At 54.4% G+C, this 21,838-nt stretch carries 28 protein-coding genes; 20 read left to right on the plus strand and 8 right to left on the minus strand.

Going from position 1 to position 21,838, the window contains the following annotated elements; all coding sequences use genetic code 11:
• The 3 genes from rplV to rplP are packed head-to-tail and all read left to right on the plus strand — an operon-like array spanning window position 1 to window position 1,513.
• The gene (gene rplV / locus Z948_RS0110220; RefSeq protein ID WP_025059470.1) at window positions 1-381 is read left to right on the plus strand and encodes a 50S ribosomal protein L22; all 381 of its coding nucleotides are present in this window, start codon (window positions 1-3) and stop codon (window positions 379-381) included.
• Window positions 381-1,088 (plus strand): 30S ribosomal protein S3, encoded by a 708-nt coding sequence (gene rpsC / locus Z948_RS0110225; RefSeq protein ID WP_025059471.1) that lies wholly within the window; start codon window positions 381-383, stop codon window positions 1,086-1,088. The genes rplV and rpsC overlap by 1 nt, the downstream gene beginning before the upstream one ends.
• Before the next feature lie 11 nt (window positions 1,089-1,099).
• A complete protein-coding gene (rplP, locus tag Z948_RS0110230) occupies window positions 1,100-1,513 on the plus strand; it encodes a 50S ribosomal protein L16 (protein ID WP_025059472.1) in 414 nt (137 codons plus the stop codon).
• Window positions 1,514-1,634: 121 nt separating this feature from the next.
• Here the strand turns inward: rplP and Z948_RS18745 are convergent, their stop codons facing one another.
• A complete protein-coding gene (locus Z948_RS18745; RefSeq protein ID WP_037952199.1) occupies window positions 1,635-2,300 on the minus strand; it encodes an HNH endonuclease in 666 nt (221 codons plus the stop codon).
• Window positions 2,301-2,444: 144 nt separating this feature from the next.
• On the opposite strand from Z948_RS18745, the gene Z948_RS0110235 reads away from it, so the two are divergent.
• The gene (locus Z948_RS0110235) at window positions 2,445-2,642 is read left to right on the plus strand and encodes a hypothetical protein (RefSeq protein WP_025059473.1); all 198 of its coding nucleotides are present in this window, start codon (window positions 2,445-2,447) and stop codon (window positions 2,640-2,642) included.
• A gap of 51 nt (window positions 2,643-2,693) precedes the next feature.
• Here Z948_RS0110235 and Z948_RS0110240 read toward each other — a convergent pair whose 3' ends face one another.
• Window positions 2,694-3,302 carry a TIGR02466 family protein gene (locus Z948_RS0110240; protein ID WP_025059474.1) on the minus strand — a complete coding sequence of 203 codons (609 nt, stop codon included), beginning with the start codon at window positions 3,300-3,302 and terminating at the stop codon, window positions 2,694-2,696.
• Between the two features lie 170 nt (window positions 3,303-3,472).
• Between Z948_RS0110240 and rpmC the strand changes: the two genes are divergently transcribed.
• From rpmC to Z948_RS0110315, 15 genes are all read left to right on the plus strand, one after another.
• Complete coding sequence (rpmC, locus tag Z948_RS0110245; protein ID WP_025059475.1) at window positions 3,473-3,679, plus strand: 50S ribosomal protein L29; 207 nt, start codon at window positions 3,473-3,475, stop codon at window positions 3,677-3,679.
• Window positions 3,680-3,693: 14 nt separating this feature from the next.
• Window positions 3,694-3,930: a 30S ribosomal protein S17 gene (gene rpsQ, locus Z948_RS0110250; protein WP_025059476.1), complete on the plus strand. Its 237-nt coding sequence runs from the start codon at window positions 3,694-3,696 to the stop codon at window positions 3,928-3,930.
• Window positions 3,931-4,043: 113 nt separating this feature from the next.
• Window positions 4,044-4,412: a 50S ribosomal protein L14 gene (gene rplN, locus Z948_RS0110255; RefSeq protein WP_025045929.1), complete on the plus strand. Its 369-nt coding sequence runs from the start codon at window positions 4,044-4,046 to the stop codon at window positions 4,410-4,412.
• Between the two features lie 2 nt (window positions 4,413-4,414).
• Window positions 4,415-4,720: a 50S ribosomal protein L24 gene (gene rplX, locus Z948_RS0110260; RefSeq protein WP_025059477.1), complete on the plus strand. Its 306-nt coding sequence runs from the start codon at window positions 4,415-4,417 to the stop codon at window positions 4,718-4,720.
• A complete protein-coding gene (rplE, locus tag Z948_RS0110265) occupies window positions 4,720-5,283 on the plus strand; it encodes a 50S ribosomal protein L5 (RefSeq protein WP_025059478.1) in 564 nt (187 codons plus the stop codon). Before rplX ends, rplE begins: the two co-directional genes overlap by 1 nt.
• 19 nt (window positions 5,284-5,302) lie before the next feature.
• The gene (gene rpsN / locus Z948_RS0110270) at window positions 5,303-5,608 is read left to right on the plus strand and encodes a 30S ribosomal protein S14 (RefSeq protein WP_025059479.1); all 306 of its coding nucleotides are present in this window, start codon (window positions 5,303-5,305) and stop codon (window positions 5,606-5,608) included.
• 13 nt (window positions 5,609-5,621) lie between these two features.
• Entirely contained in the window at window positions 5,622-6,014 is a 393-nt protein-coding gene (gene rpsH / locus Z948_RS0110275; RefSeq protein WP_025059480.1) for a 30S ribosomal protein S8, read from the plus strand.
• A gap of 10 nt (window positions 6,015-6,024) precedes the next feature.
• Window positions 6,025-6,558, plus strand: a complete 534-nt coding sequence (gene rplF / locus Z948_RS0110280; protein ID WP_025059481.1) for a 50S ribosomal protein L6 — start codon at window positions 6,025-6,027, stop codon at window positions 6,556-6,558.
• Window positions 6,559-6,569: 11 nt separating this feature from the next.
• A complete protein-coding gene (rplR, locus tag Z948_RS0110285) occupies window positions 6,570-6,929 on the plus strand; it encodes a 50S ribosomal protein L18 (RefSeq protein ID WP_025059482.1) in 360 nt (119 codons plus the stop codon).
• 100 nt (window positions 6,930-7,029) lie between these two features.
• Window positions 7,030-7,611: a 30S ribosomal protein S5 gene (gene rpsE / locus Z948_RS0110290; protein ID WP_025059483.1), complete on the plus strand. Its 582-nt coding sequence runs from the start codon at window positions 7,030-7,032 to the stop codon at window positions 7,609-7,611.
• 2 nt (window positions 7,612-7,613) lie between these two features.
• The gene (rpmD, locus tag Z948_RS0110295) at window positions 7,614-7,802 is read left to right on the plus strand and encodes a 50S ribosomal protein L30 (protein WP_025059484.1); all 189 of its coding nucleotides are present in this window, start codon (window positions 7,614-7,616) and stop codon (window positions 7,800-7,802) included.
• A 161-nt stretch (window positions 7,803-7,963) separates the two neighbouring features.
• A complete protein-coding gene (locus tag Z948_RS0110300; RefSeq protein WP_025059485.1) occupies window positions 7,964-9,001 on the plus strand; it encodes an acyltransferase family protein in 1,038 nt (345 codons plus the stop codon).
• 135 nt (window positions 9,002-9,136) lie between these two features.
• The gene (gene rplO, locus Z948_RS0110305; protein ID WP_025059486.1) at window positions 9,137-9,619 is read left to right on the plus strand and encodes a 50S ribosomal protein L15; all 483 of its coding nucleotides are present in this window, start codon (window positions 9,137-9,139) and stop codon (window positions 9,617-9,619) included.
• A 115-nt stretch (window positions 9,620-9,734) separates the two neighbouring features.
• Complete coding sequence (secY, locus tag Z948_RS0110310; protein ID WP_025059487.1) at window positions 9,735-11,099, plus strand: preprotein translocase subunit SecY; 1,365 nt, start codon at window positions 9,735-9,737, stop codon at window positions 11,097-11,099.
• Window positions 11,096-11,674 carry an adenylate kinase gene (locus tag Z948_RS0110315; protein ID WP_025059488.1) on the plus strand — a complete coding sequence of 193 codons (579 nt, stop codon included), beginning with the start codon at window positions 11,096-11,098 and terminating at the stop codon, window positions 11,672-11,674. The genes secY and Z948_RS0110315 overlap by 4 nt, the downstream gene beginning before the upstream one ends.
• Before the next feature lie 78 nt (window positions 11,675-11,752).
• Here Z948_RS0110315 and betC read toward each other — a convergent pair whose 3' ends face one another.
• From betC to proX, 4 genes are all read right to left on the minus strand, one after another.
• Window positions 11,753-13,270: a choline-sulfatase gene (gene betC / locus Z948_RS0110320; RefSeq protein ID WP_025059489.1), complete on the minus strand. Its 1,518-nt coding sequence runs from the start codon at window positions 13,268-13,270 to the stop codon at window positions 11,753-11,755.
• Between the two features lie 6 nt (window positions 13,271-13,276).
• The gene (locus Z948_RS0110325) at window positions 13,277-14,194 is read right to left on the minus strand and encodes an ABC transporter permease (protein ID WP_025059490.1); all 918 of its coding nucleotides are present in this window, start codon (window positions 14,192-14,194) and stop codon (window positions 13,277-13,279) included.
• A gap of 9 nt (window positions 14,195-14,203) precedes the next feature.
• On the minus strand, window positions 14,204-15,223 hold the full coding sequence (locus Z948_RS0110330; RefSeq protein WP_025059491.1) for a quaternary amine ABC transporter ATP-binding protein: 1,020 nt from the start codon (window positions 15,221-15,223) through the stop codon (window positions 14,204-14,206).
• Between the two features lie 61 nt (window positions 15,224-15,284).
• Window positions 15,285-16,241 carry a glycine betaine/L-proline ABC transporter substrate-binding protein ProX gene (gene proX, locus Z948_RS0110335; RefSeq protein WP_211250477.1) on the minus strand — a complete coding sequence of 319 codons (957 nt, stop codon included), beginning with the start codon at window positions 16,239-16,241 and terminating at the stop codon, window positions 15,285-15,287.
• A 95-nt stretch (window positions 16,242-16,336) separates the two neighbouring features.
• Between proX and Z948_RS0110340 the strand changes: the two genes are divergently transcribed.
• A complete protein-coding gene (locus Z948_RS0110340; protein ID WP_081784053.1) occupies window positions 16,337-17,236 on the plus strand; it encodes a LysR substrate-binding domain-containing protein in 900 nt (299 codons plus the stop codon).
• 33 nt (window positions 17,237-17,269) lie between these two features.
• Here Z948_RS0110340 and Z948_RS0110345 read toward each other — a convergent pair whose 3' ends face one another.
• Together Z948_RS0110345 and Z948_RS0110350 are read right to left on the minus strand one after the other, a co-directional pair.
• Window positions 17,270-20,386 (minus strand): efflux RND transporter permease subunit, encoded by a 3,117-nt coding sequence (locus Z948_RS0110345; protein ID WP_025059494.1) that lies wholly within the window; start codon window positions 20,384-20,386, stop codon window positions 17,270-17,272.
• On the minus strand, window positions 20,383-21,726 hold the full coding sequence (locus Z948_RS0110350) for an efflux RND transporter periplasmic adaptor subunit (protein ID WP_025059495.1): 1,344 nt from the start codon (window positions 21,724-21,726) through the stop codon (window positions 20,383-20,385). The genes Z948_RS0110345 and Z948_RS0110350 overlap by 4 nt, the downstream gene beginning before the upstream one ends.
• Window positions 21,727-21,838: the final 112 nt, after the last annotated feature.

Consider the following 21,838-nt stretch of genomic DNA (forward strand, 5'->3'; position numbering starts at 1 on the left):
ATGAGCAAGGATAAAAATCCCCGCCGCGTGGCAGACAACGAAGCACGTGCAAAACTGCGCATGCTGAAAACGTCGCCGCAGAAACTTAACCTCGTAGCCGCGATGATCCGTGGCAAGAAGGTAGACAAGGCCCTCACAGACCTGACCTTCTCCAAAAAGCGTATCGCTGTTGACGTGAAGAAATGCCTTCAGTCTGCGATCGCCAACGGCGAGAACAACCACAACCTCGACGTGGACGAACTGATCGTAGCGGAAGCTTATGTCGGTAAGAACATGACACTCAAGCGTGGTCGCCCACGTGCGCGTGGTCGTTTCGGCAAGATCTTGAAGCCGTTTGCGGAAATCACAATCGTCGTTCGTCAGGTTGAGGAGCAAGCATAATGGGTAATAAAGTCAATCCAATCGGCATGCGCCTTCAGGTTAACCGTACATGGGATAGCCGCTGGTATGCTGACACGAAGGATTACGGCGATCTTCTGCTAGAAGACCTCGCGATCCGGGATTTCATCAAGAAAGAATGCCATCAGGCGGGTATCTCCCGTGTGATCATCGAACGTCCGCACAAAAAGTGCCGCGTTACGATCCACACAGCGCGCCCTGGTGTGATCATCGGCAAAAAAGGTGCAGACATCGAAGGTCTGCGCAAGAAACTTGCCGCGTTCACCGACTCTGAATTGCACCTCAACATCGTTGAAGTTCGCAAGCCAGAGCTGGATGCAGCCCTTGTTGGTGAATCCATCGCACAGCAGCTTGAGCGTCGTGTGTCTTTCCGTCGCGCGATGAAGCGTGCGGTTCAGAACGCCATGCGTATGGGTGCCCTTGGTATCCGTGTGAACCTTGCTGGCCGTCTTGGCGGTGCAGAAATCGCGCGTACCGAATGGTACCGTGAAGGTCGCGTTCCGCTCCACACACTGCGTGCGGACATCGACTATGCACACGTTGAAGCAATGACTGCCTATGGCATCATCGGCATCAAGACGTGGATCTTCAAAGGTGAGATCATGGAACATGATCCCGCTGCCCGTGACCGCAAGTCACAAGAAATGCAAGACGGCCCAGCACCTCGTGGTGCCGGCGGTCGGCGTTAAGGAGTAGATAGATGCTACAGCCAAAACGTACGAAATTCCGTAAGCAGTTCAAAGGCTCGATCAAAGGTTTGGCAAAGGGCGGGTCTGACCTGAACTTTGGCACCTACGGCCTGAAGGCTCTGCAGCCTGAGCGCGTAACAGCGCGTCAGATCGAAGCTGCACGTCGTGCCATGACGCGTCACATGAAGCGTCAAGGCCGTGTATGGATCCGTATCTTCCCTGATGTACCTGTTACATCCAAGCCCGTCGAAGTTCGTATGGGTAAAGGTAAAGGTTCCGTGGACTTCTGGGCATGTAAAGTTAAGCCTGGCCGCGTGATGTTTGAAATCGATGGCGTCAACGACGACATCGCACGTGAGGCCCTGCGTCTTGCCGCGATGAAGCTGCCGATCAAAACACGTGTAATTGTGCGCGAAGACTGGTAAAGGACGAAAACGCGTAAGCGTTTTCTGTCCAGCCGGAGGCAGGGTATTTCACCGAAATGCCCGTTCCGGCACCGCTAGAAATAGAAAGCCCCTGCTGTGATAACGGCGGGGGCTTTTGCGACTAATAATAGCGTCTTTGGTCGCTGTGATGCTCGGAACGGTGACATGTAGGGCAAAGCGCAATTAGATTTTCAGCGGAATCTGCGCCGCCCTCACTGAGCCAACGCTTGTGGTGAATTTCTATGTACCAATCCCCTACAGCGGTTTTGAATGTCCGTTGACCGCATGAGCTGCAATATCCATTTGCCTTTTTCCTAAGGTCCAGCGCAATTTTTGCGTTTCGTATGTAACGCCTTACTGTTCCCTCCGTCTGAGGATTGATGCTTGAAGTTTCAGAGCTAGGGTAGGGCGTCGCACCGCCAATGATGATGTCTCCATTTGGAGGGATTAGTAATGAATGGTCATCGGTAAATTCTGTTGGGGAAAATCCCCTTATCCCAAGTTCACGAGGGCGAGCCACCGCGAACTTTAGAATTGAGAAACCTAACCGAAGGAGCTGTGGTTGAAACCGGGTTGTTACCCAGCCAAATGAATTGGGGTCGAGACCGGCGTTTTCTAAGGCGAGGCCCACAACGGGCTTTAAATCCCAAGGCTCGTTTGTTTCTGGGCAAATAATGTAAGTGGTCCAAGAATAATTGTCGTAGACACCCAGTTGTCCAAGGCGAACCTTATTGATAGCTCTGTGAAGATCGATGTATCCTAACGCTACGGATGTGAAATGTTCCAAGATTTATACCTCATGGTTCTGGCTAATCCCGAATCGTGATGTAGCGTTAGATTTGAATAAAGTGCGGTCTCAAGAACCCAGACATTTTCAATGCCGTTCCGATTGTGTATCATTGATGAAGTCAAGATTAGAAGGAACCGCCCGATGAAACACGTTCCCAAACCCACCACCGACGAAGACCTCATCCAAGCTTTCCTCGACAAAGGCGGTGAGATCAAGAAGGGCAAGACAAAACCCATGCCCGAAGACCTTGGCTTGTCCAACAATCAATGGGGCAATAAGATGACCAAGGAAGAGAAGGCGCTAGTCAAAGAACAAGAAGAAGCCCGCAAGAAACGGTAGGGTGGGTACAACCCACCATTTTGGCTGTCTCAAAGGTGGGTTTTACCCACCCTACGCCCAGTTGTAATTGAAGCTTACGGAAATCCTGTCGTCTTCGGACATGTTCATCGGCACTTCGTGGCGCAGCCAGCTTTCCCACAGCAGCACATCGCCAACTTCTGGAGCGACATAGTGGAACGAGCGTAGCTCTTCGCGTGCGTCTTTGCGGCGGGCAGGGGAGGCCATCATCATCGGCAGGCGGGGGTCTTCCAGCTTTAGCGCGCTGGCGCCCTCAGGCATCGCCACATAGGTTGTGCCGCTGATCACTGAATGGGGGTGGATGTGGCTGGTGTGGATGCCGCCCTCTGGCAGGATGTTGATCCAGATATCTTCCAGTTTTAGATCACGACCATCCAGATCAAACTCCAGATCTTCAGCAAAGGCAGCGACATGGGCATCGATTGCCTTGATCACCTCGGCGAAAATCGGGAAACGCCAACCCAGATCCGTTAGGGAAGCATAAGAGGTATATCCCGGATACCCGTTGTCTTCGCTCCATTGCTGGCCTGCTTCATCGTCTTGGGCGATGGACCAGCAAGAGGCCTCCAGTTCGGCAGTATCAACAGAGCCAAGCTTGGCGTGGTAAAGGCGGGTTGCGAAGAGCGATTTGATATGTGTCATACCCTGTCTTTACGCTCCCATTGTCAGAGTCGCTAGAGGCCTTTCGTATTATGCCCCGAAAGGGGTTGCTTAATACTGGGAATAGGCCTAAACGGCACCTTCATCATGAACTCCATCAGAATCATGGTCACCCGCAAAGGGGCCTACTGGTGATGTTGAAAGGAAATGGCATGATCGCCAAAGAACTACACGACAAGACGCCGGACCAGCTCCGTGACGAACTTGTGAACCTGAAAAAAGAAGCGTTCAACCTGCGTTTTCAGCAGGCCACTGGCCAGTTGGAAAACCCTGCACGCCTGCGCACAGTAAAGCGCGACGTTGCACGTGTTAAAACCGTGTTGAACCAAAAAGCGGCAGCTGCCGCGACAGACGCGTAAGAGGAGCTGAGAGCATGCCAAAGCGTATCCTGACAGGCACCGTAACCTCGGACGCCAACGAACAAACAGTAACTGTATCCGTAGAGCGCCGCTTTACGCACCCAGTTCTGAAAAAGACCATTCGTAAGTCCAAAAAATATCGGGCGCACGATGAAAACAACACATTCAAAGTGGGCCAGCAGGTCCGCATCATTGAATGTGCACCACGTTCCAAAACCAAGCGTTGGGAAGTAATCACTGCGGAAGCATGATTTTTCACGCGGTCACCTTTAGGGGCGGCCGCGTTACTCGTTCCTGAGTAACAACTTAATCGAAACCCTAGGGATCAGGCACGCATCGCCCCCTACAGGTCGGGAGAAACCAAATGATCCAGATGCAGACCAACCTGGATGTTGCTGACAACAGTGGCGCTCGCCGCGTTCAGTGCATCAAGGTCCTGGGTGGTTCCAAGCGTAAGTACGCATCCGTTGGCGACATTATTGTTGTCTCGGTAAAGGAAGCCATTCCACGCGGCCGTGTTAAGAAAGGTGACGTGCGTAAAGCCGTTGTCGTTCGTACCGCAAAAGAAGTTCGTCGTGACGATGGCACAGCCATCCGTTTTGACCGTAACGCAGCTGTTATCCTGAATAACAACAACGAGCCAGTTGGCACCCGTATCTTCGGGCCAGTTGTTCGTGAATTGCGCGGCAAAAACTTCATGAAAATCATCTCACTCGCTCCGGAGGTGCTGTAACCATGGCTGCTAAGCTCAAAAAAGGTGACACAGTCATCGTTCTGGCTGGTAAGGACAAGGGCAAAGAAGGCACGATCTCTTCTGTTGACCCAAAGTCCAACAAAGCCATCGTAGAGGGTGTGAACATCGCAATCCGCGCGACACGCCAGTCTCAGGAATCTCAGGGCGGCCGCATCCCGAAAGCGATGCCAATCGACCTGAGCAACCTTGCGTATAAGGATGCCAACGGCAAGCCGACACGCGTTGGTTTCAAAATGGACGGCGAAAACAAAGTACGTTTCGCCAAGACAACAGGGGACGTTATCTGATGCTCGACACTGCAACATATACACCCCGCCTCAAGGCCGACTACAAAGACCGCATTCGTGCAGCTTTGAAAGAAGAGTTCGGCTATAAGAACGACATGCAGATCCCGCGTTTGGACAAGATTGTTCTGAACATCGGTTGTGGCGCAGCGGCTGTCCGTGACAGCAAGAAAGCCAAATCCGCTCAGCAGGATCTGACAGCGATCGCAGGCCAAAAGGCTCTTACAACTATCGCCAAGAAATCCATCGCTGGTTTCCGCGTACGTGAAGAGATGCCATTGGGCGCGAAAGTTACCCTTCGCGGTGACCGCATGTTCGAATTCCTTGATCGTCTTATCACGATTGCTCTGCCACGCGTTCGCGACTTCCGCGGCGTTAACGGCAAATCTTTTGATGGCCGCGGCAACTATGCCATGGGCATGAAAGAGCACATCGTATTCCCAGAAATCGACTTTGATAAAGTTGATGAGACATGGGGTATGGACATCGTAATCGCTACTACAGCGAAAACCGACGACGAAGCGAAAGCCATGTTGAAGCTCTTCAACATGCCGTTCAACTCGTAAGCGCGGGAAGGAAAAAGATATGGCTAAGAAATCCATGATCGCACGCGAGAAAAAGCGTGAAGCACTGGTCAAGAAATACGCCGCCAAGCGTGCGGAGTTGAAAGCAATCATCAACGACGAAACACAGCCTATGGAAGAGCGCTTTCGCGCAACTCTGAAGCTGGCGAAACTGCCGCGCAACTCTTCGGCTGTGCGTTTGCACAACCGTTGCCAGCTGACCGGCCGTCCACACGCTTACTATCGTAAACTCAAAATCTCGCGTATCGCGCTTCGTGATCTTGGCTCTTCGGGCCAGATTCCGGGCATGGTAAAGTCGAGCTGGTAAGGGAGCGCATCAGATGACCGATCCTATCGCAGATATGCTGACACGCATCCGCAACAGCCAACTACGCGGCAAATCCACAGTCATGACACCAGCTTCCAAGCTGCGCGCATGGGTTTTGGACGTGCTTGCAGACGAAGGCTACATCCGTGGTTATGAAAAGATGACAGGCGCCGATGGCCACCCTGCTATCGAAATCAGCCTCAAGTACTACGAAGGCGAACCTGTTATTCGCGAGCTGAAGCGGGTTTCCAAGCCTGGTCGCCGTGTTTACATGGGCTCACAAGACATCCCAGCAGTCCGTCAGGGCTTGGGTGTGTCGATTGTCTCCACCCCACAGGGTGTGATGTCGGACGCTAAAGCGCGCGCAGCCAACGTTGGCGGCGAAGTGCTCTGCACCGTATTCTAAGGAGTAGATCATGTCTCGTATTGGTAAAAAACCGGTCGACCTACCCAGCGGTGTTACCGCGTCGGTAAGCGGCCAAACCATCGAAGTGAAAGGCCCTAAGGGGACCCGCAGCTTCAAAGCAACCGATGATGTTACAATGGCTGTCGAAGACAACGCTGTAACTGTCACACCACGCGGCAAATCCAAGCGCGCGCGCCAGCAGTGGGGCATGTCCCGCACGATGGTAAGCAACCTTGTTGCCGGTGTTACCGAAGGGTTCAAGAAAGAGCTTGAAATCCAAGGTGTTGGTTACCGTGCTGCCATGACTGGCAACACATTGAAACTGAACCTCGGTTTGTCTCATGACGTTGACTACGTTGCGCCTGAAGGCGTTACCGTAACTGCGCCAAAGCCAACCGAAATCGTTGTGGAAGGCATTGACGAACAGCTGGTTGGTCAAGTCGCAGCGAACATCCGCGCATGGCGTAAGCCCGAGCCGTATAAAGGCAAGGGTATCCGCTATAAGGGCGAGTTCGTCTTCCGCAAAGAAGGCAAGAAGAAGTAAGGAACGCAAAGATGGCAAACAGCAAAAGACAACTGTTCATCAAACGCCGCTTGCGCGTTCGGAACAAACTTCGTCGCACGAACCGTGGGCGCATGCGCCTCTCCGTGCACCGCTCCAACAAAAACATCAGCGTTCAGCTGATCGACGATGTGAACGGCGTAACAGTCGCTTCCGCTTCGTCGCTTGAAAAAGGTTTTGGCGCAGTAGGCAAAAACAACGTCGAAACAGCAGCCAAAGTGGGCGCGGCAATTGCCGAGCGCGCTAAGAAAGCTGGCGTTGAAGAAGCATACTTTGACCGCGGCGGTTTCCTCTTCCACGGTAAAGTGAAGGCTTTGGCCGACGCAGCCCGTGAAGGTGGTCTGAAGATCTAAGACTTGTAGGCGGCCTTCGGGGCCGCCTCGATGACCCGGGGGCAATTGCTCACCAAGGGTTGAGAAAAAGGGCACGCGCCCGCAAACTAAGGAGGCCAAGATGGCCAGAGATGAAAACCGCGGCGGTAACCGTCGCAACCAGCGTGATGAAGCGCCAGAATTCGCTGACCGCTTGGTCGCGATCAACCGCGTTTCCAAAACCGTAAAAGGTGGTAAGCGTTTTGGTTTTGCAGCACTTGTTGTTGTAGGAGACCAAAAAGGCCGCGTAGGTTTCGGTAAAGGTAAAGCGAAAGAAGTACCTGAAGCGATCCGCAAAGCCACTGAGCAAGCCAAGCGCCAGATGATCCGCGTTCAACTGCGCGAAGGCCGCACTTTGCACCACGACATGAACGGTCGTCACGGTGCAGGTAAAGTTGTGATGCGCACAGCACCAGAAGGTACCGGTATTATTGCTGGTGGTCCAATGCGTGCCGTATTCGAAATGCTCGGCGTCAAAGACGTTGTTTCCAAATCGATCGGTTCCCAGAACCCATACAACATGATCCGCGCCACTATGGACGGTCTGAAAAAAGAACAGTCCCCACGTTCTGTTGCGCAGCGTCGCGGCAAGAAAGTGGCAGACATTCTGCCAAAGCGTGAAGATGCATCCGATTCTTCTGCTCAAGTAGCTGAGGAGGCATAAGCATGGCCAAGACTATTGTAATCAAGCAGGTAGGTTCTCCTATCCGCCGCCCCGCAAAGCAGCGCGCCACTCTTGTTGGTTTGGGCCTGAACAAAATGCACCGTGTACGCGAATTGGAAGATACACCTTCCGTTCGTGGTATGATCAACAAGGTCAGCCACATGGTAGAGATCATCGAAGAAAAAGGCTAACTTCCGCGAAGTTACTTCTCTTTGAGATCAGAAAATTAGACGCTCCGCAGCCAGCTGCGGGGCGTTTTTCGTTTTGGTGATCTGATGTTATGAAAATTCAAGGTCGAAAACTGGGCGTTGCTGTCATAGAATTCCCCTAATCTTGTGATTTAGCACAGCTTATGACCCATGCGATGACCAATTCCATTTCCCAAATGGCTTCTGCTGCCCACTCAAACCACAGCACCCGCTTTGGCGCGATTGATTCTGCAAAGGGTGTCGGCATCATTTTGGTTGTTTTTGGCCATGCGTGGCGCGGTGCGATGGGGGCAGGGCTTATCAGTGATGATAGGCTGTTCAGATACATCGATGCGGCGATCTATGCTTTTCACATGCCGCTGTTTTTCTTTTTGTCGGGGCTTCTCTTTTTAGAGACGCTTCAGAAATACGACACGGGCAAACTGCTGCGCGGCAGATTGACGCGGTTGCTGTGGCCTATGGCGCTTTGGACCTGGCTTTTCTTTGGTCTGAAATTGGTCGCAGGGGGAGAGGCGAACACACCTGTTACGGTAGCGGATTTTCCGCTGATCCCGCTGCCGCCCTATGAGCATCTTTGGTTCCTCTGGGCACTGTTCCTGATTCAGGGAATATTGGTTTTGCTTTTTGCTGCTCTGCCAAAAAGTCTGGATGCATGGCAGCTGCGCCGCTTTGCATCAAGTTTCGGGATGTTGATGGTTGCCCTTAGCTCGTTCATTTTTGTTCCTTCGCTCTTGTGGGGTCCGATGGTGGAACATGCGCCATACTTCCTGTTGGGGATTGGTGCGGGCGGCTTGCTTCATCTGCGTCCGCCATTGGCGGTGGGCGCCCTTGGGGCGCTAGGCTTTGGGATATTGACTGGTCTGGTAGGCGGCGAAAAAGCTTCGGTGCTCCACTCGGTGGCATTGCTGGTTTGTGCTTGGGCAGCGTGGTTGTTTGTTGATGGGGCATTGGATCCTAATGGGCTAATCGCCCGCTCGTTGCGATATCTGGGGCAGGCATCCATGGCGATTTACCTTACGCATACAGCATTTACTGCTGCTGTTCGGATTGTAATGTTGAAGGTTGGGGCTGCAGATTTCGCACTGGTTCTTCCCGCTAGCGTATTGGCAGGGCTTATTTTTCCGCTGTTCGTACTCTTTGCTGCCCGCAAACTAGGCGCAACTAAATTGCTGGGGTTCTGACCCTCTAGGCTCTTGCTTCAAACAGCTTCATCCCCTATACGCGCGCAGTGGGCAGAATGCTGTCCACTCGAATCGTAACGCCGCGTCTACCCGCTCCCGTCGCTGGGGGGTATTTCCGGCATAAGGAGAAGCGACATGAAACTTCACGAACTTTCTGACAATCCAGGCGCAACCAAACCACGCAAACGCGTTGGCCGTGGTCCTGGTTCCGGCACCGGTAAAATGGGTGGCCGTGGTATCAAAGGTCAAAAATCCCGTTCGGGTGTGGCGATCAAAGGGTACGAAGGCGGCCAGATGCCCCTCTACCAACGCCTGCCAAAGCGTGGCTTTAACAAGCCGAACCGCAAATCCTACTCCGCTATCAACTTGGGTCTGATCCAGAAGTTCGTTGATGCAGGCAAGCTGGATATCAAATCCGTCATCACTGAAGACGCACTGGTTGCAGCAGGCGTTGTACGTCGCAAGCGCGACGGCATCCGCATCCTTGCAAAAGGTGACGTAACAGCCAAGCTGAACCTCGACGTAACAGGCGCATCCAAGACTGCGGTTGAAGCTGTTGAGAAAGCTGGCGGCTCGCTGACAGTTAAAGCAGCGGCTGCGACAGAAGCTTCCGAATAACGCTTCGGTCTTGTGAGCGGCCGCGATGCCGCTTACATAGTCTTCAAGTTTTCCCAAACGCCGCCCGCCGGAAAACGGTTAGGGCGGCGTTTTTGTTCAAAAAGAGAGCCTTTACATGGTATCTGCCGTCGAAAATATGGCCGCAAACTCTAGCTGGTCCGCTTTTGGTAAAGCGACCGACTTGCGCCACCGCATTCTTTTCACTCTTGGTCTGCTGATCGTTTACCGTCTGGGCACGTTTATTCCCGTGCCGGGAATCGATGGTGCTGCCCTTCGTGAGTTTATGGAAAGCGCTGGTCAGGGCATTGGCGGCATGGTTTCCATGTTCACTGGTGGTGCTTTGGGCCGCATGGGTATCTTTGCCCTTGGGATTATGCCCTATATTTCCGCGTCGATCATTGTTCAGCTGCTGACGTCCATGGTGCCGTCGCTTGAGCAGCTCAAGAAAGAAGGCGATCAAGGCCGCAAGAAGATCAACCAATATACCCGCTGGGGTACGGTTGCGCTTGCCACGGTCCAGTCCTACGGCCTTGCTGTGTCTCTAGAGGCGGGGGATATTGCCGCCGATCCGGGCATGTATTTCCGCATTGCCTGCATGATCACACTGGTTGGTGGTACAATGTTCCTGATGTGGCTGGGTGAGCAAATCACCGCGCGCGGCATCGGTAACGGTATTTCTCTTATCATCTTTGTTGGCATCATCGCCGAAGTTCCTGCGGCAATCGCCCAGTTCTTTGCCTCTGGCCGTTCCGGCGCGATTAGCCCAGCCGTGATTGTTGGCGTGCTCGTGATGGTCATCGCCACCATTATGTTTGTGGTGTTTATGGAGCGCGCCCTGCGCAAAATTCACATTCAATACCCCCGCCGTCAGGTTGGGATGAAAGTATACGACGGTGGCTCTAGCCACTTGCCGATCAAGGTTAACCCAGCGGGCGTTATTCCGGCGATCTTTGCCAGCTCCTTGCTGCTGTTGCCGGTTACGATCAGCACATTCTCAGGGAATTCTACCAGCCCTGTGATGTCTTGGTTGCTGGCAAACTTTGGCCCTGGTCAGCCGCTTTACCTGCTGTTCTTCATCGCGATGATCGTCTTCTTTGCGTATTTCTATACGTTCAACGTAGCGTTCAAACCTGATGATGTAGCCGATAACCTGAAGAACCAGAACGGTTTTGTGCCAGGCATCCGCCCAGGTAAAAAGACCGCTGAATTCCTAGAGTATGTTGTAAACCGTGTTCTTGTTTTGGGGTCGGCCTATTTGGCAGCAGTGTGTATTCTACCAGAAATCCTGCGCGGTCAGTTCGCGATTCCGTTCTACTTTGGCGGTACATCGGTTCTGATTGTGGTCTCGGTCACCATGGACACCATCCAGCAGGTACAAAGCCACCTCTTGGCACATCAATATGAAGGTCTGTTGGAGAAGTCGCAATTGCGCGGTAAATCCGGTAAAGGCCGCAAAAAACGGAGCCCAGCACGCAAATGAACATTATTCTTCTCGGACCCCCAGGCGCGGGCAAAGGTACACAAGCACAAAAACTGGTTGAAGGCCGGAACATGGTTCAGCTTTCCACAGGCGACATGCTGCGCGCAGCCCGTACATCAGGTACCGAGATGGGTAATAAAGTTGCGGCTGTCATGGACGCCGGCAACCTTGTGACAGATGAGATCGTGATCGGCCTGATCCGTGAACAGCTTGAGGCAGGCGGCGACCACGGTGGTTTCATCTTTGACGGGTTCCCGCGCACGCTGGCACAGGCTGACGCGCTTGGCTCATTGATGGAAGAGATGGGCCAGACATTGGACCACGCCATTGAATTGCAGGTAAACGACGAGATCCTCGTCGAACGCATCCTTGGCCGCGCAGCAGAAGCCATTGCCGCTGGTGGCACTGCACGTGCCGACGACAATGAAGAAAGCCTCAAGACGCGCCTGATGGCCTACTACAAACAGACTTCTCCGCTGATCGGTTACTACCACGCTAAAGGCGACCTCAAAGGCGTAGACGGTCTTGGCTCTATGGAAGCGGTTGCAGGCGAAATCGCCGCAATTCTTGGTTAACAAATTATTCAAAAAAAGGGCGGCTGATTCAAAATCGGCCGCCCTGAGCTGCTCAGAGATTTGCGGGTGCTTTGCCCGTCAATTCCCCGTCATTTTGACGGGAAGGAACGAAAACGCCCATTCGTTATAGCCCCCTTCACCGCGATACCATATGACCTCGTCGGTTGCTTCTTCTGCATGGTTCCACCGTGGCTTGATGCCCGATTTATAGCCCTCCACGATCAAACGGCGGCGTTTTTGGCTTTCGACAATATCCGCTGTGAGTGTGTCTATGTCCCACTTTTCTGCGACAAGTTTTTCAAACTCAGCCACGCGATCTGCATGATCTGGATCGGCGGCAAGGTTGTGCCGTTCGTCAGGGTCTGTTGATAGATCAAACATCAATGCAGGGTCGACTCTGGAGTAGATGAATTTGAACGAGCCTTTGCGGATCATCAGGATCGGCGTTGGAGTTGCTTCGGCCAGATACTCTGCAAAAACAGGGCGATCTAGTTGGGGGTTACTTGCGGATGCTTGGGTTAGGTCATGGCCCTCTAGCGTCTCGATTCCGCTCTGCCATGGGGCGCCTGTGGCGATCCCCATAAAGGTTGGCAAAATATCCACAAGCGACGCAGGAGTCGCCACGCGCTCAGGAGTTTGCCCAGGCAGTTTCATCAGCAAAGGCACCTGTAGCGCGCGTTCGTAAAAGTGCTTTTTAAACCACATACCACGTTCGCCCAACATTTCGCCGTGGTCCGACGTAAAGATGATGGCGGTTTCTTCCGCTTTGCCTATGGCGTCCAGTGTTTTGAACAGTTGGCCGATCATCTCATCAATATAGCTGATCGACCCGTAATAGGCGCGGCGTGCGCGTGCGATGTCTTCGTCTGCAAATTGCATATCCAGCATGTTGAAATCAGCCAGCAAACGCTGGGCGTGGGCGTCATGTTCTTCGGCTGGTAGCGCTGGAACGGAAGGCAGGGGGATGTCTACGCCTTCATATAGGTCCCAATATTCCTTTCGGCATAGATAGGGCTCATGTGGATGGGTGTATGACACCTGTAAAAAGAACGGCCGCGTGTCATCTGAGCGGGCCAGATTATAGAGGTGCTGGATCGCCTGTGCCGTAACCATTTCGTCAAAATCAATCTGGACCGAACGCTCGCAGACGCCTGAAACCAATACGGACCTCTGGTCATTTGTATCGCGTTTGCCTTCATCCCCCCAATAGGGCACCCAGCTAAAATCGGCTGGATATAGGTCTGGGGTTAGGCGTTTTTCAAATCCGTGGTACTGATCGGGCCCAATGAAATGCATTTTGCCCGACAGAGCGGTCTGGTACCCAGCGGCCCGTAAATAATGCGCATAAGTCGGGATCGACGCAGGCATTTCGGCCGCATTATCAAAGGCCTTTATGGTCGAACAAAGTTGCCCTGATGCCATCGAAAACCGTGATGGCGCGCATAGCGGAAAGTTGCAGTAGGCTGTCTCGAACACCGTGCCGGTTTCGGCAAGGCGGTCCAGATTGGGGGCGTGACAGACCGTGTCGCCATAGGCGCGCAGCGATGCGGCTGTCAGTTGGTCTACCTGAATGAACAAGATGTTAGGCGACGTCATTTAGGTTTATCCTTTACCTGTTAATTTACGGATCGCGCCAACGGGCCCGATCTCGTACCATTTTTTGTGACCGCGATCGCGGGCCGACACACCAAAGCTTTGGCTGATCCGGTCGATAACAATGGCAAGGAACACAATGCCCAGGCCGCCCACTGTCGCGATGCCCATATCCAGACGGCCAATGCCGCGCAGAACCATTTGACCCAGCCCTGTAACCGAGATCATGGAAGCCACAACAACCATCGACAATGCCATCATGATCGTCTGGTTTACCCCTGCCATAATTGTTGGCATGGCAAGGGGCAGTTCGACCTTATAAAGCGTCTGACGCTGGCTTGCGCCAAATGCGCGCGCGGCCTCGACCATGTCTTCGCGCACTTGGCGAATGCCCAGATTGGTCAGGCGCACCACTGGCGGCAACGCATAGATGAAGGTCACAATCACGCCCGACACATTGCCAATAGAAAACAGCATGACGATGGGCACCAGATATACAAACGACGGGATCGTCTGCATGAGATCAAGGAAGGGGCGCAAAACCGTCCAAAAACGATCATTCCGCGCGGCTAAAATGCCCAAGGGAATGCCGATCATCGAACAGAATATGACGCAGGTCAGAACGATGGACAGGGTGACCATGCTTTCTTCCCAAGCGCCCATCAGACCGATCGCAATCATCGAAGCCCCAGTGACCATCGCCAGCTTACGCCCGCCTGCCTGCCAACCGACAAGCACAATAAGCGCAAGCATCAGAAGATCTGGCGCGCCGGTCAATCCGTCCTCTAGGCCGGTCAAAACGATGTCGAACGGGACTTTGATGGCTTGAAAGATAAACCTGAAATTATCGACAACCCATTGCAGGGCGGTTTCTACCCAAGTGCCAACAGGCACCCATTCTTTATCAAAGATATTCCAGAGATCCATTTGTTCCCCCTATCCGCGCAACGCACGTAATGCGTCGGCAATGGTGATAATTCCTGCGGGTTTATTGCCAGTATCAAGAACGGTGACAGGCGTTTGATCGTCCATAAACTGATCCATGATCTCGCTTAACTCACAGTCTAGCGGCACGGTTTTGGCTGTGGGGCTTTGCCACTCCAAAGGAGACATTATGGTTTTTGCACGGACCAAGTTAACGCGGCTGATGCCTTTTACAAATTCAGCAACATAATCATCCTTGGGGTTTGTAACGATCTCTTCTGGGGTGCCTGTTTGCACGATGACACCATCGTTCATAATGGCGATTTGATCGCCCATACGGATCGCTTCGTCCAAGTCATGTGTGATAAACACGGTGGTCTTTTTCAGCTTTCTGGAGAGCTCAAGAAACTGGTCCTGCAACTGGCGCCTGATCAGCGGATCAAGCGCGGAAAAAGGTTCATCCATCAGCAAAATATCAGGGTCCGCAGCCAAGGCACGGGCAAGGCCAACACGCTGCTGCATACCGCCTGACAATTGGTCGGGATAGTGATCTTCCCACCCTTGCAGATCCATCGCGGCCAGCGCCTCTTCGGCGGCTTTACGGCGTTTTTCCAAAGGCACGTCGCGCACCTCAAGGCCAAAGCCGACATTTTCAGCAAGGGAGCGATGCGGCCAAAGGGCCATGTGCTGGAACACCATTCCGATCGATTCCGCGCGCAGCTTACGCAACTCAGCTTCGCCCATGGTGTCAACACGGTGGCCGGCTACGTGAATTTCGCCCGCTGTCGGTTCGATCAAACGGTTGATGTGGCGAACCAAGGTAGACTTGCCCGAACCTGACAGCCCCATGATGCAAAAAATCTCACCCTTATTCACGCTAAAGCTTGCGTTCCGTACCCCTAGAACACAGTTAAAGCGGTCACGGACTTCCTCTTTTGACAGGCCTTCACTTTGAACGGCCTCAAGAGCTTCTTTTTCCCGTGCGCCGTAAATCTTCCAAAGATTACGGCATTCAATTTCTACGTCGGCCATTTGCTCTCTCTAAAATAGAAACGAGGCACCGGTTTCTCGGTGCCTCGTTAAACAAAATGAATTATTTGGCAGCTTTTGCGGCTTCCGAGACCCACGTATCAAACTGGGCTTGGTTTGCGGCAACCCAATCCTCGGCGTGGCGGCGGAAGTCTTCTAGCGTGTCCTCGCCATCGCGCAGTTTAACCTGCGCCGCATTCACCGCGCCCAGCGGGATTTCAACGCTGTTCAGGAACGCAGCAGCAGCTGGGTTGTCTTCCATAAACTCTTTGTTGGCCACAACGTAAACGTCGTTGATCGCAAAGCCCACATCCATCGCAGCATCCGCTGCCTGTACACCGATTTGCACAACATCTGTACCGGGCACCAGAACGTCGCTGATCCAGTTTGGTGTCCATGTGTAATAGATGATCGGCGCACCTTCGTTATAGCGCGTGATCGTATCGGCCATGATCGCGAAATAGCTGCCTTGGTCGTGGTGCACGGTGTCGCGCAGATCAAGGTTGTCTAGGTGCTCTTCGATTTTGATTTCACAGCCCCAACCAGGGTTACAGCCAGACAGGTTTGCTTTGCCGTCGCCATTGCTGTCGAACAGCGCTGCAACCGCAGGGTCGGACAGCTGCTGGATGCTGGTGATCCCATTGGCCTCGGCGGTTTTCTTGTCCATAAAGAAACCTTGGCCAGCGCCGGTGATAACCGCGTGTTCGCGCACCATCACGGCGTCGCCGCCTGATTTGTCATAGAATTGGTTATGCAGTGGCTGCCAGTGGTTTACTGTATAGGAAGCGTCACCTGATGATACCGCAAGGTGCAATGCAGGGAAATCCGCTTCGCGTGTTTCGTCAACTTCATAGCCCAGTGCCTCAAGCCCCAACTGAACAACCATGTGCTGGAACCATGCGTTTGCTGGTGTGCCCTTAATGGGTTCTACGGTAACGCCTTTTCCAGGCATGTCCTGTGCAAACGCGCTGCTGCTGATTGTTAACGCCGCCAATGCGGCCGTAACTGTTAGCCTTTTCATCATATTACTCCCTATTCTGTTTCTAGCCCCAGAGTAGCCAAGCAAACACAAGCGTGAAGTTGCTGATATCTAACAGCTGTGTTAACCAGAGCGTTATGGCAAATCTTAGAAAAGATGCACATTTATTAAGGAACATCGTAACTTTCCAAGCGGCATCTCGCTCTCGGAACTTTACGAAAGCCGCCGCCGAGCTGGGCGTGTCCAGAGTGGCGGTGAGCCGTCAGATCGCTGACCTAGAACATGCAATCGGCCAGACGTTGTTTTCGCGTAACCACCGAACGGTGTCTCTGACCCGAAATGGTGAGATATTTTCGAATGCGATATCTCCTGCACTGGATGCGATCGCAGGAGCATTGGCCCAACAACGAAAAAGCACGTCTGATCAGCGGCTTTCGGTGACGGTTACCTCTGCTTTTGCAACCTATTGGCTCATGCCGCGCCTTGTAGATTTCGGCGCGAGTCATCCTGAAATCGAGGTGAATCTGGTGGTTTCCGATCGGTATCTGGACCTAGAGGCCGAAGGCATTGATGTGGCTGTGCGATACAGCCCCCAACAGCAAAACCAATCTGGTTGGGTGCCGCTGATGCAGGAAACGATCCTTCCCGTCTATAGCCCGAATTACAACGCACATACTTCTTTGGGGTCTGAATACGATCTTAAGGACGAGCGATTGCTGTTTTTATCCGGCAGGTATCGCCGCGAAGCCCGATGGGAGCATTGGTTCGCCGAGCGCGGGATTGTCCCGACCGAAGAGCGATCAGGGGTTTCGGTAAACACCTACATCAACATGCTGCAAGCCGCGATTGAGGGGCAGGGCATTGCCTTGGCGGGGCGGCCTTTGGTGGATAGATTCCTAGCGGATGGATCGCTGAAAACCATCCCTGATATTCCCGCGCTCAAGCGAGGGTATTACAATCTGTATCGTCGGTCGGGCCATGAAAACGCCCGTGTTTTCTGTGGCTGGATCGAGGCGCAGTTTGAGAGTGCCAATTGATCCAGCCACAGGGCGGGGCAGGCTGGTGCCTGCCTAGCTTTCTTGAGGTGTGGGTAGCACGTCTTCTTCCCCTTGGAATTGCCCGACCCATTTGCGCACGCTGAACCAGTCGAAATAGATCGACAGGATGGACGGCAGCACCAGCACAACCAAGACCATCGAGGCCAGCAACCCAAATGCAACCGAGACAACCAGCGGCACAAGCGTCTGAACCTGTGGGCTGGTGTCAAAGATAATCGGGACAAGGCCAACAAATGTGGTCATGCTGGACAAAAGGATCGGCCGGAACCTGTCACGCACCGCATTAAGGGATGCGCCGACATAATCGTCCCCCTCCAGATGCGACTGGAAGAAGGTCAAAAACAAGATCGCATTGTTCACCACAATCCCCGCCAAAGAGGCAAAGCCGATCAAGCTGGGCATCGACATATCCAGCCCCAGCACCCAATGGCCCAAGATCGTCCCGATGAGGGCAAAGGGGATCGACACCATGACGATGACCGGCAGACTGTATGAGCGGAACTGAAACGCCAGCACCATATAGACGCCCATCAACCCCAGCCCCAGCGCCGAAAGCGTCGAGGACTGCGATTTTTGCTGCTCTTCCGTGGCGCCGCCGATCTTGATCTCAACGTCGGGGAATTCGGTGGCCAGTGTCGGCGCGATTTCCTCTAGAACCACGTTTGAGATGGCAGTTGAGGTCGTCGCGTCGCGGTCGATCTGGCCTTGAACCCGTGCCACGGCCAGCCCGTTTTTGCGGTTGATCGACGGGTAGCCCGCGCCAATGATCAGGTCCGCAACAGTGGCGAGGCTGGTCTGGGATCCGTTTGACAGGATGATTGGGAAACGCTCCAGTTCCGTCACGCTGGCGACGGTATCGGCCAGTTGCACCCGTACCGTGCGGTCGCTTGAGCCCTGCTGAAAGCTGTCGGTCTCAGAGCCCTCAAAAGCCGCGCGCAATTGCTGCGAGATCGACTGCGGCGTCAGGCCGGCGGAATAGCCAAAGGCGTTCAGGGCAACCTGCACCTCTTGGCGCCCGCCGTAGAAGTCCTGATAGGCCTCGGTCACATCTTCGCGCGCCAGCAGTTCGTTTGTCAGAACTTCGGTTGCGGCCTCCAGCTGAACCAGATCACGGCCCAACAGTTCGACATCCACGTCCGAACCACCAGGGCCGGATTCGCTTTGGGCGAAGCTGATCTGCACCACGTCAGGCAAAGGCCCAGCGGCAGCGCGCCATGCGGCCAGCACCGCATCGGCCGAGACATTGCGCAGCGCGCTGTCCAGCAGATCAACAGTGATCGTGGCGGTTTGTGATCCATTGTCATAGACGTTGGTGTTCACGGCATATTGCACCAAGACTTGTTCAACCAGTGGGGCTCCATCGGTGGTGTTGGGGGTCAGATCTTCGTCCACGACCTTGAGCCCTGCAATCAGCTGGTCCACGGTATTGACCGTGCGCGTGCGCGAGATACCCGATGTCAGCGCCACACGGGCCACCAATGTATCGCCCTCTGACGCGGGAAAGCCGATGACCTTGATGGCGCCAGATGCGACCAGCCCAAACGACAGGATCAAGATCGCAAACACCGACCCAACAGTGAGATAGCGCAGGCGGACAAGCGCCGTGGCGATCGGGATGACAACGCGTTCTCGTAGCCATTCCAAACCCCGTTCCGCGATACGCGGTTTGCTAACCGATGCGCCGCTGCTGTGTTTTAGGTGGTGGGGCAGAATGAAGAACCCCTCAACCAGCGACACAGACAGGGTGATCAACAGCACCATGGGGATGAATTTCAAAACCTGCCCCAATTCCCCCGAGATAAACATCAGCGGGCCAAACACACATGCCGTGGTCAGGAAGGACGCGGCAACACCGGGCAGAACCTCCATCGTGCCTTTGGCCGCGGCCTCAAGAGGGGGCGCTTTGCGGCGCCATTTATCGATGTTTTCGGCGATCACGATACTGTCGTCCATAATCAGCCCCACCGCCATCAACAGCGCAATCAAGGTGATCATGTTAATGGTAATCCCCAGCACGCTCATCACAAACAAGCTGCCTAGGAAGGACACGGGCAGGGCCACGGAAATCCACAAGGCTTCGCGCAGGGAAAAGAACAGCCACATGGTGGCAAAAACCAAGATCAGACCAAGAACAATGTTTTCAACAATCAGGTCGATACGTTGTTCGACCAATTCGGAAAAATTGCTGATGACCGTAATGTCAAAGGGCGCGGGATAGGCAGCACGTTCGGCTTCCAACAGGGCCTCGACACGTTCAAACAGGCGGATGCTGTCCTCTTCTGTGGATTTTGAGATCGAAATGATCGCTGTTTGCATCCCGTCGATGAAGCTTTGCGTATTTTCATCGCTGTCCACCAAGGTCACGGTGGCCACGTCAGACAGGCGCGCGACAGCGCCGTCGGGGTTTTCGATCACAATCAGGTCTTCCAGATCGGCAACCGTGCGCGTGGCCCCTGCATAGCGCAGCACAAGGTCGCCTTCGCTCAGCGCGGCACTGCCCAAAGGCTGCTGGAAGGAGCGCGCCTCGATAACACTCACCAGATCGCTGCTGGACAGGCCAAAGCGGCGCAGGGCCTGTTGGTCAAAGCTGACCTTCAGTTCGCGGTCGGTAATGCCGGATACTGTGGCCTCGGCCACCCCGTCCAGCGCCAGCAGGCGGTCGGACAGATCATCGGCGTAAGAGACCAGCCCGTCCTTGCCCGCAACGCCCGAAATCGCAGCCAAAGCCACCAAATCGGATCTATTTGCCACCTCGATAGAGGCGGCTTCGGCGTCATCTGGGAAATCGGTAATGCCCGACACGGCCGAGGACACATCGTTGAAGAACTGGATCAGCTCGCCGTTTTCTTCCAGCTCGGCAGTGGCGGTGGCGCGGCCCTCAACGGACAGGCAGGACAGCTCCTCTAGGCCGCTGACCCCTGTCAGGGCGCTTTCGATGGGGCCGCAGATTTCCTCATCCACATCGCGCGCCGAGGCGCCAGGATAAGACACAGACACATTGACGCTATCGGCGGTAAACGCAGGGAAGGTTTCGCGTTCAATCCCTGATACGACAGACGCGCCCAGTACAATGATAAGAACCATCAACAGGTTCGCGGCAACCGGATGCCGGACAAAATAATTGATCATTGGTCGGCCCCGTCTACGGTGATGATCTCAAGCGCGAGCCCCGGAACAGAAGGGCTGGGCGTGGACAATAGCACGCGGTCGCCGTCCGTTAGGCCGCCCTCGATGATGATGCGGTCGCCAGTCACGGCGCCAACGGTGACGGACGTCAACGCCAATGTGTCATCCGCGCTGACGGTATAGACAAAGGGCTGGCCGGCATCGTCTTGCTGCAGCACCGCGCGCGGCACTGAAATCAGGCCTGTCTCTGGTTGGGCCTCTAGGACCACCGAGACAAAGCTGCCAAATTCCAGCGGCGGCGTTTGTTGTTGAGGCTTACTGACCAGCGGCTCGCTGACCTGCACTGCGATCCCCAGCGTGCCTGTTTCATCGTCGATCGATCCGCGGAAACGCTGCGGTTGGGCAGGGTAGCGCGCGACTTCACCTGCAAAGTCGAGCTCAACAAAGGCAGCGACATTGCTTTGGTCCATATATTCGATGACTTGGGTCGCATCGACTTCGGTCACGTTTTCCAGCTGCGGGCCGACGGCGGCGCGCATCAGGTTGCCAAAGGATTGGGGTTGGAAGGCGCCGACGACCTCGGCCACATCAATGCTGTCTAGGGTCAGCAAGGTCTCCCCAACCGACACGAATTGGTTCGCCTCGATGGCTTCTTCCGAGACCCGCCCGCGGAAAGGCGCGGTGATTGTGGTGTTGGCCAGCCCGCGCTGCGCCTCTGCCAGCTCTGCCTGACGCACGGCCAGTGTTGCCTCGGCCGAGGCGCGCTGCGCGGGGTAGAGCGCCAGCGTGTTTTGCAACCCGATCAGGGTGTTTTCCTCAGCGAGCAAGGATTTGCGTTCCGTGTCCAATGAGGATTGGGTCACGGTGCCGTTTTGGGACAGGGTCAGGATGCGGTCAAATTCTGCCTGTGCGACCTCAAACACGCGCTGCTCGATCTCCAAAAGGCTGCGGGTGTTTTCCTCTTGCTGGGTCAGTTCGGCCAAGGTTGCTTGGGCGGCGGCGATATTTGCTTCGGTTTTGGCGATCTCTAGCTCGTAATCGGTAGGATCGATCTGGATCAGAACCTCGCCTTTTTCCACCACAGTGCCCACGGCCAATTCCGCCAGAACATCTTCGGCGCGTCCCTCAACCTGACTGACGGCGCTCCAGCTTTGCACCGCCTCGACCCGACCATAGCCTGTGGCAGATAGGACCAGCGGCTCTTGTGTCACGGTCATCACCCGCACGGCCAATTTGGCCTGCTCTTGCGGCTCAGACACTGTCTCTGACGGTTTGGTCATCAACATGAAGCCCCAAATGCCAAGCACAACAGGCGGTACAATCAAGAGAGGTTTGAGGTTCATAACTGGAATTCCAATGTTTAGGGGGCATTTGCGGGCGATCGCCCGTGATGCAGCGGCCACAGAGGGCCAGATTATGCAGGGAAGGGCAGGCCACCAGAGGGGCTGGTGGCCT

This window comes from Sulfitobacter donghicola DSW-25 = KCTC 12864 = JCM 14565 (assembly GCF_000622405.1).
GTDB lineage: Bacteria > Pseudomonadota > Alphaproteobacteria > Rhodobacterales > Rhodobacteraceae > Sulfitobacter > Sulfitobacter donghicola.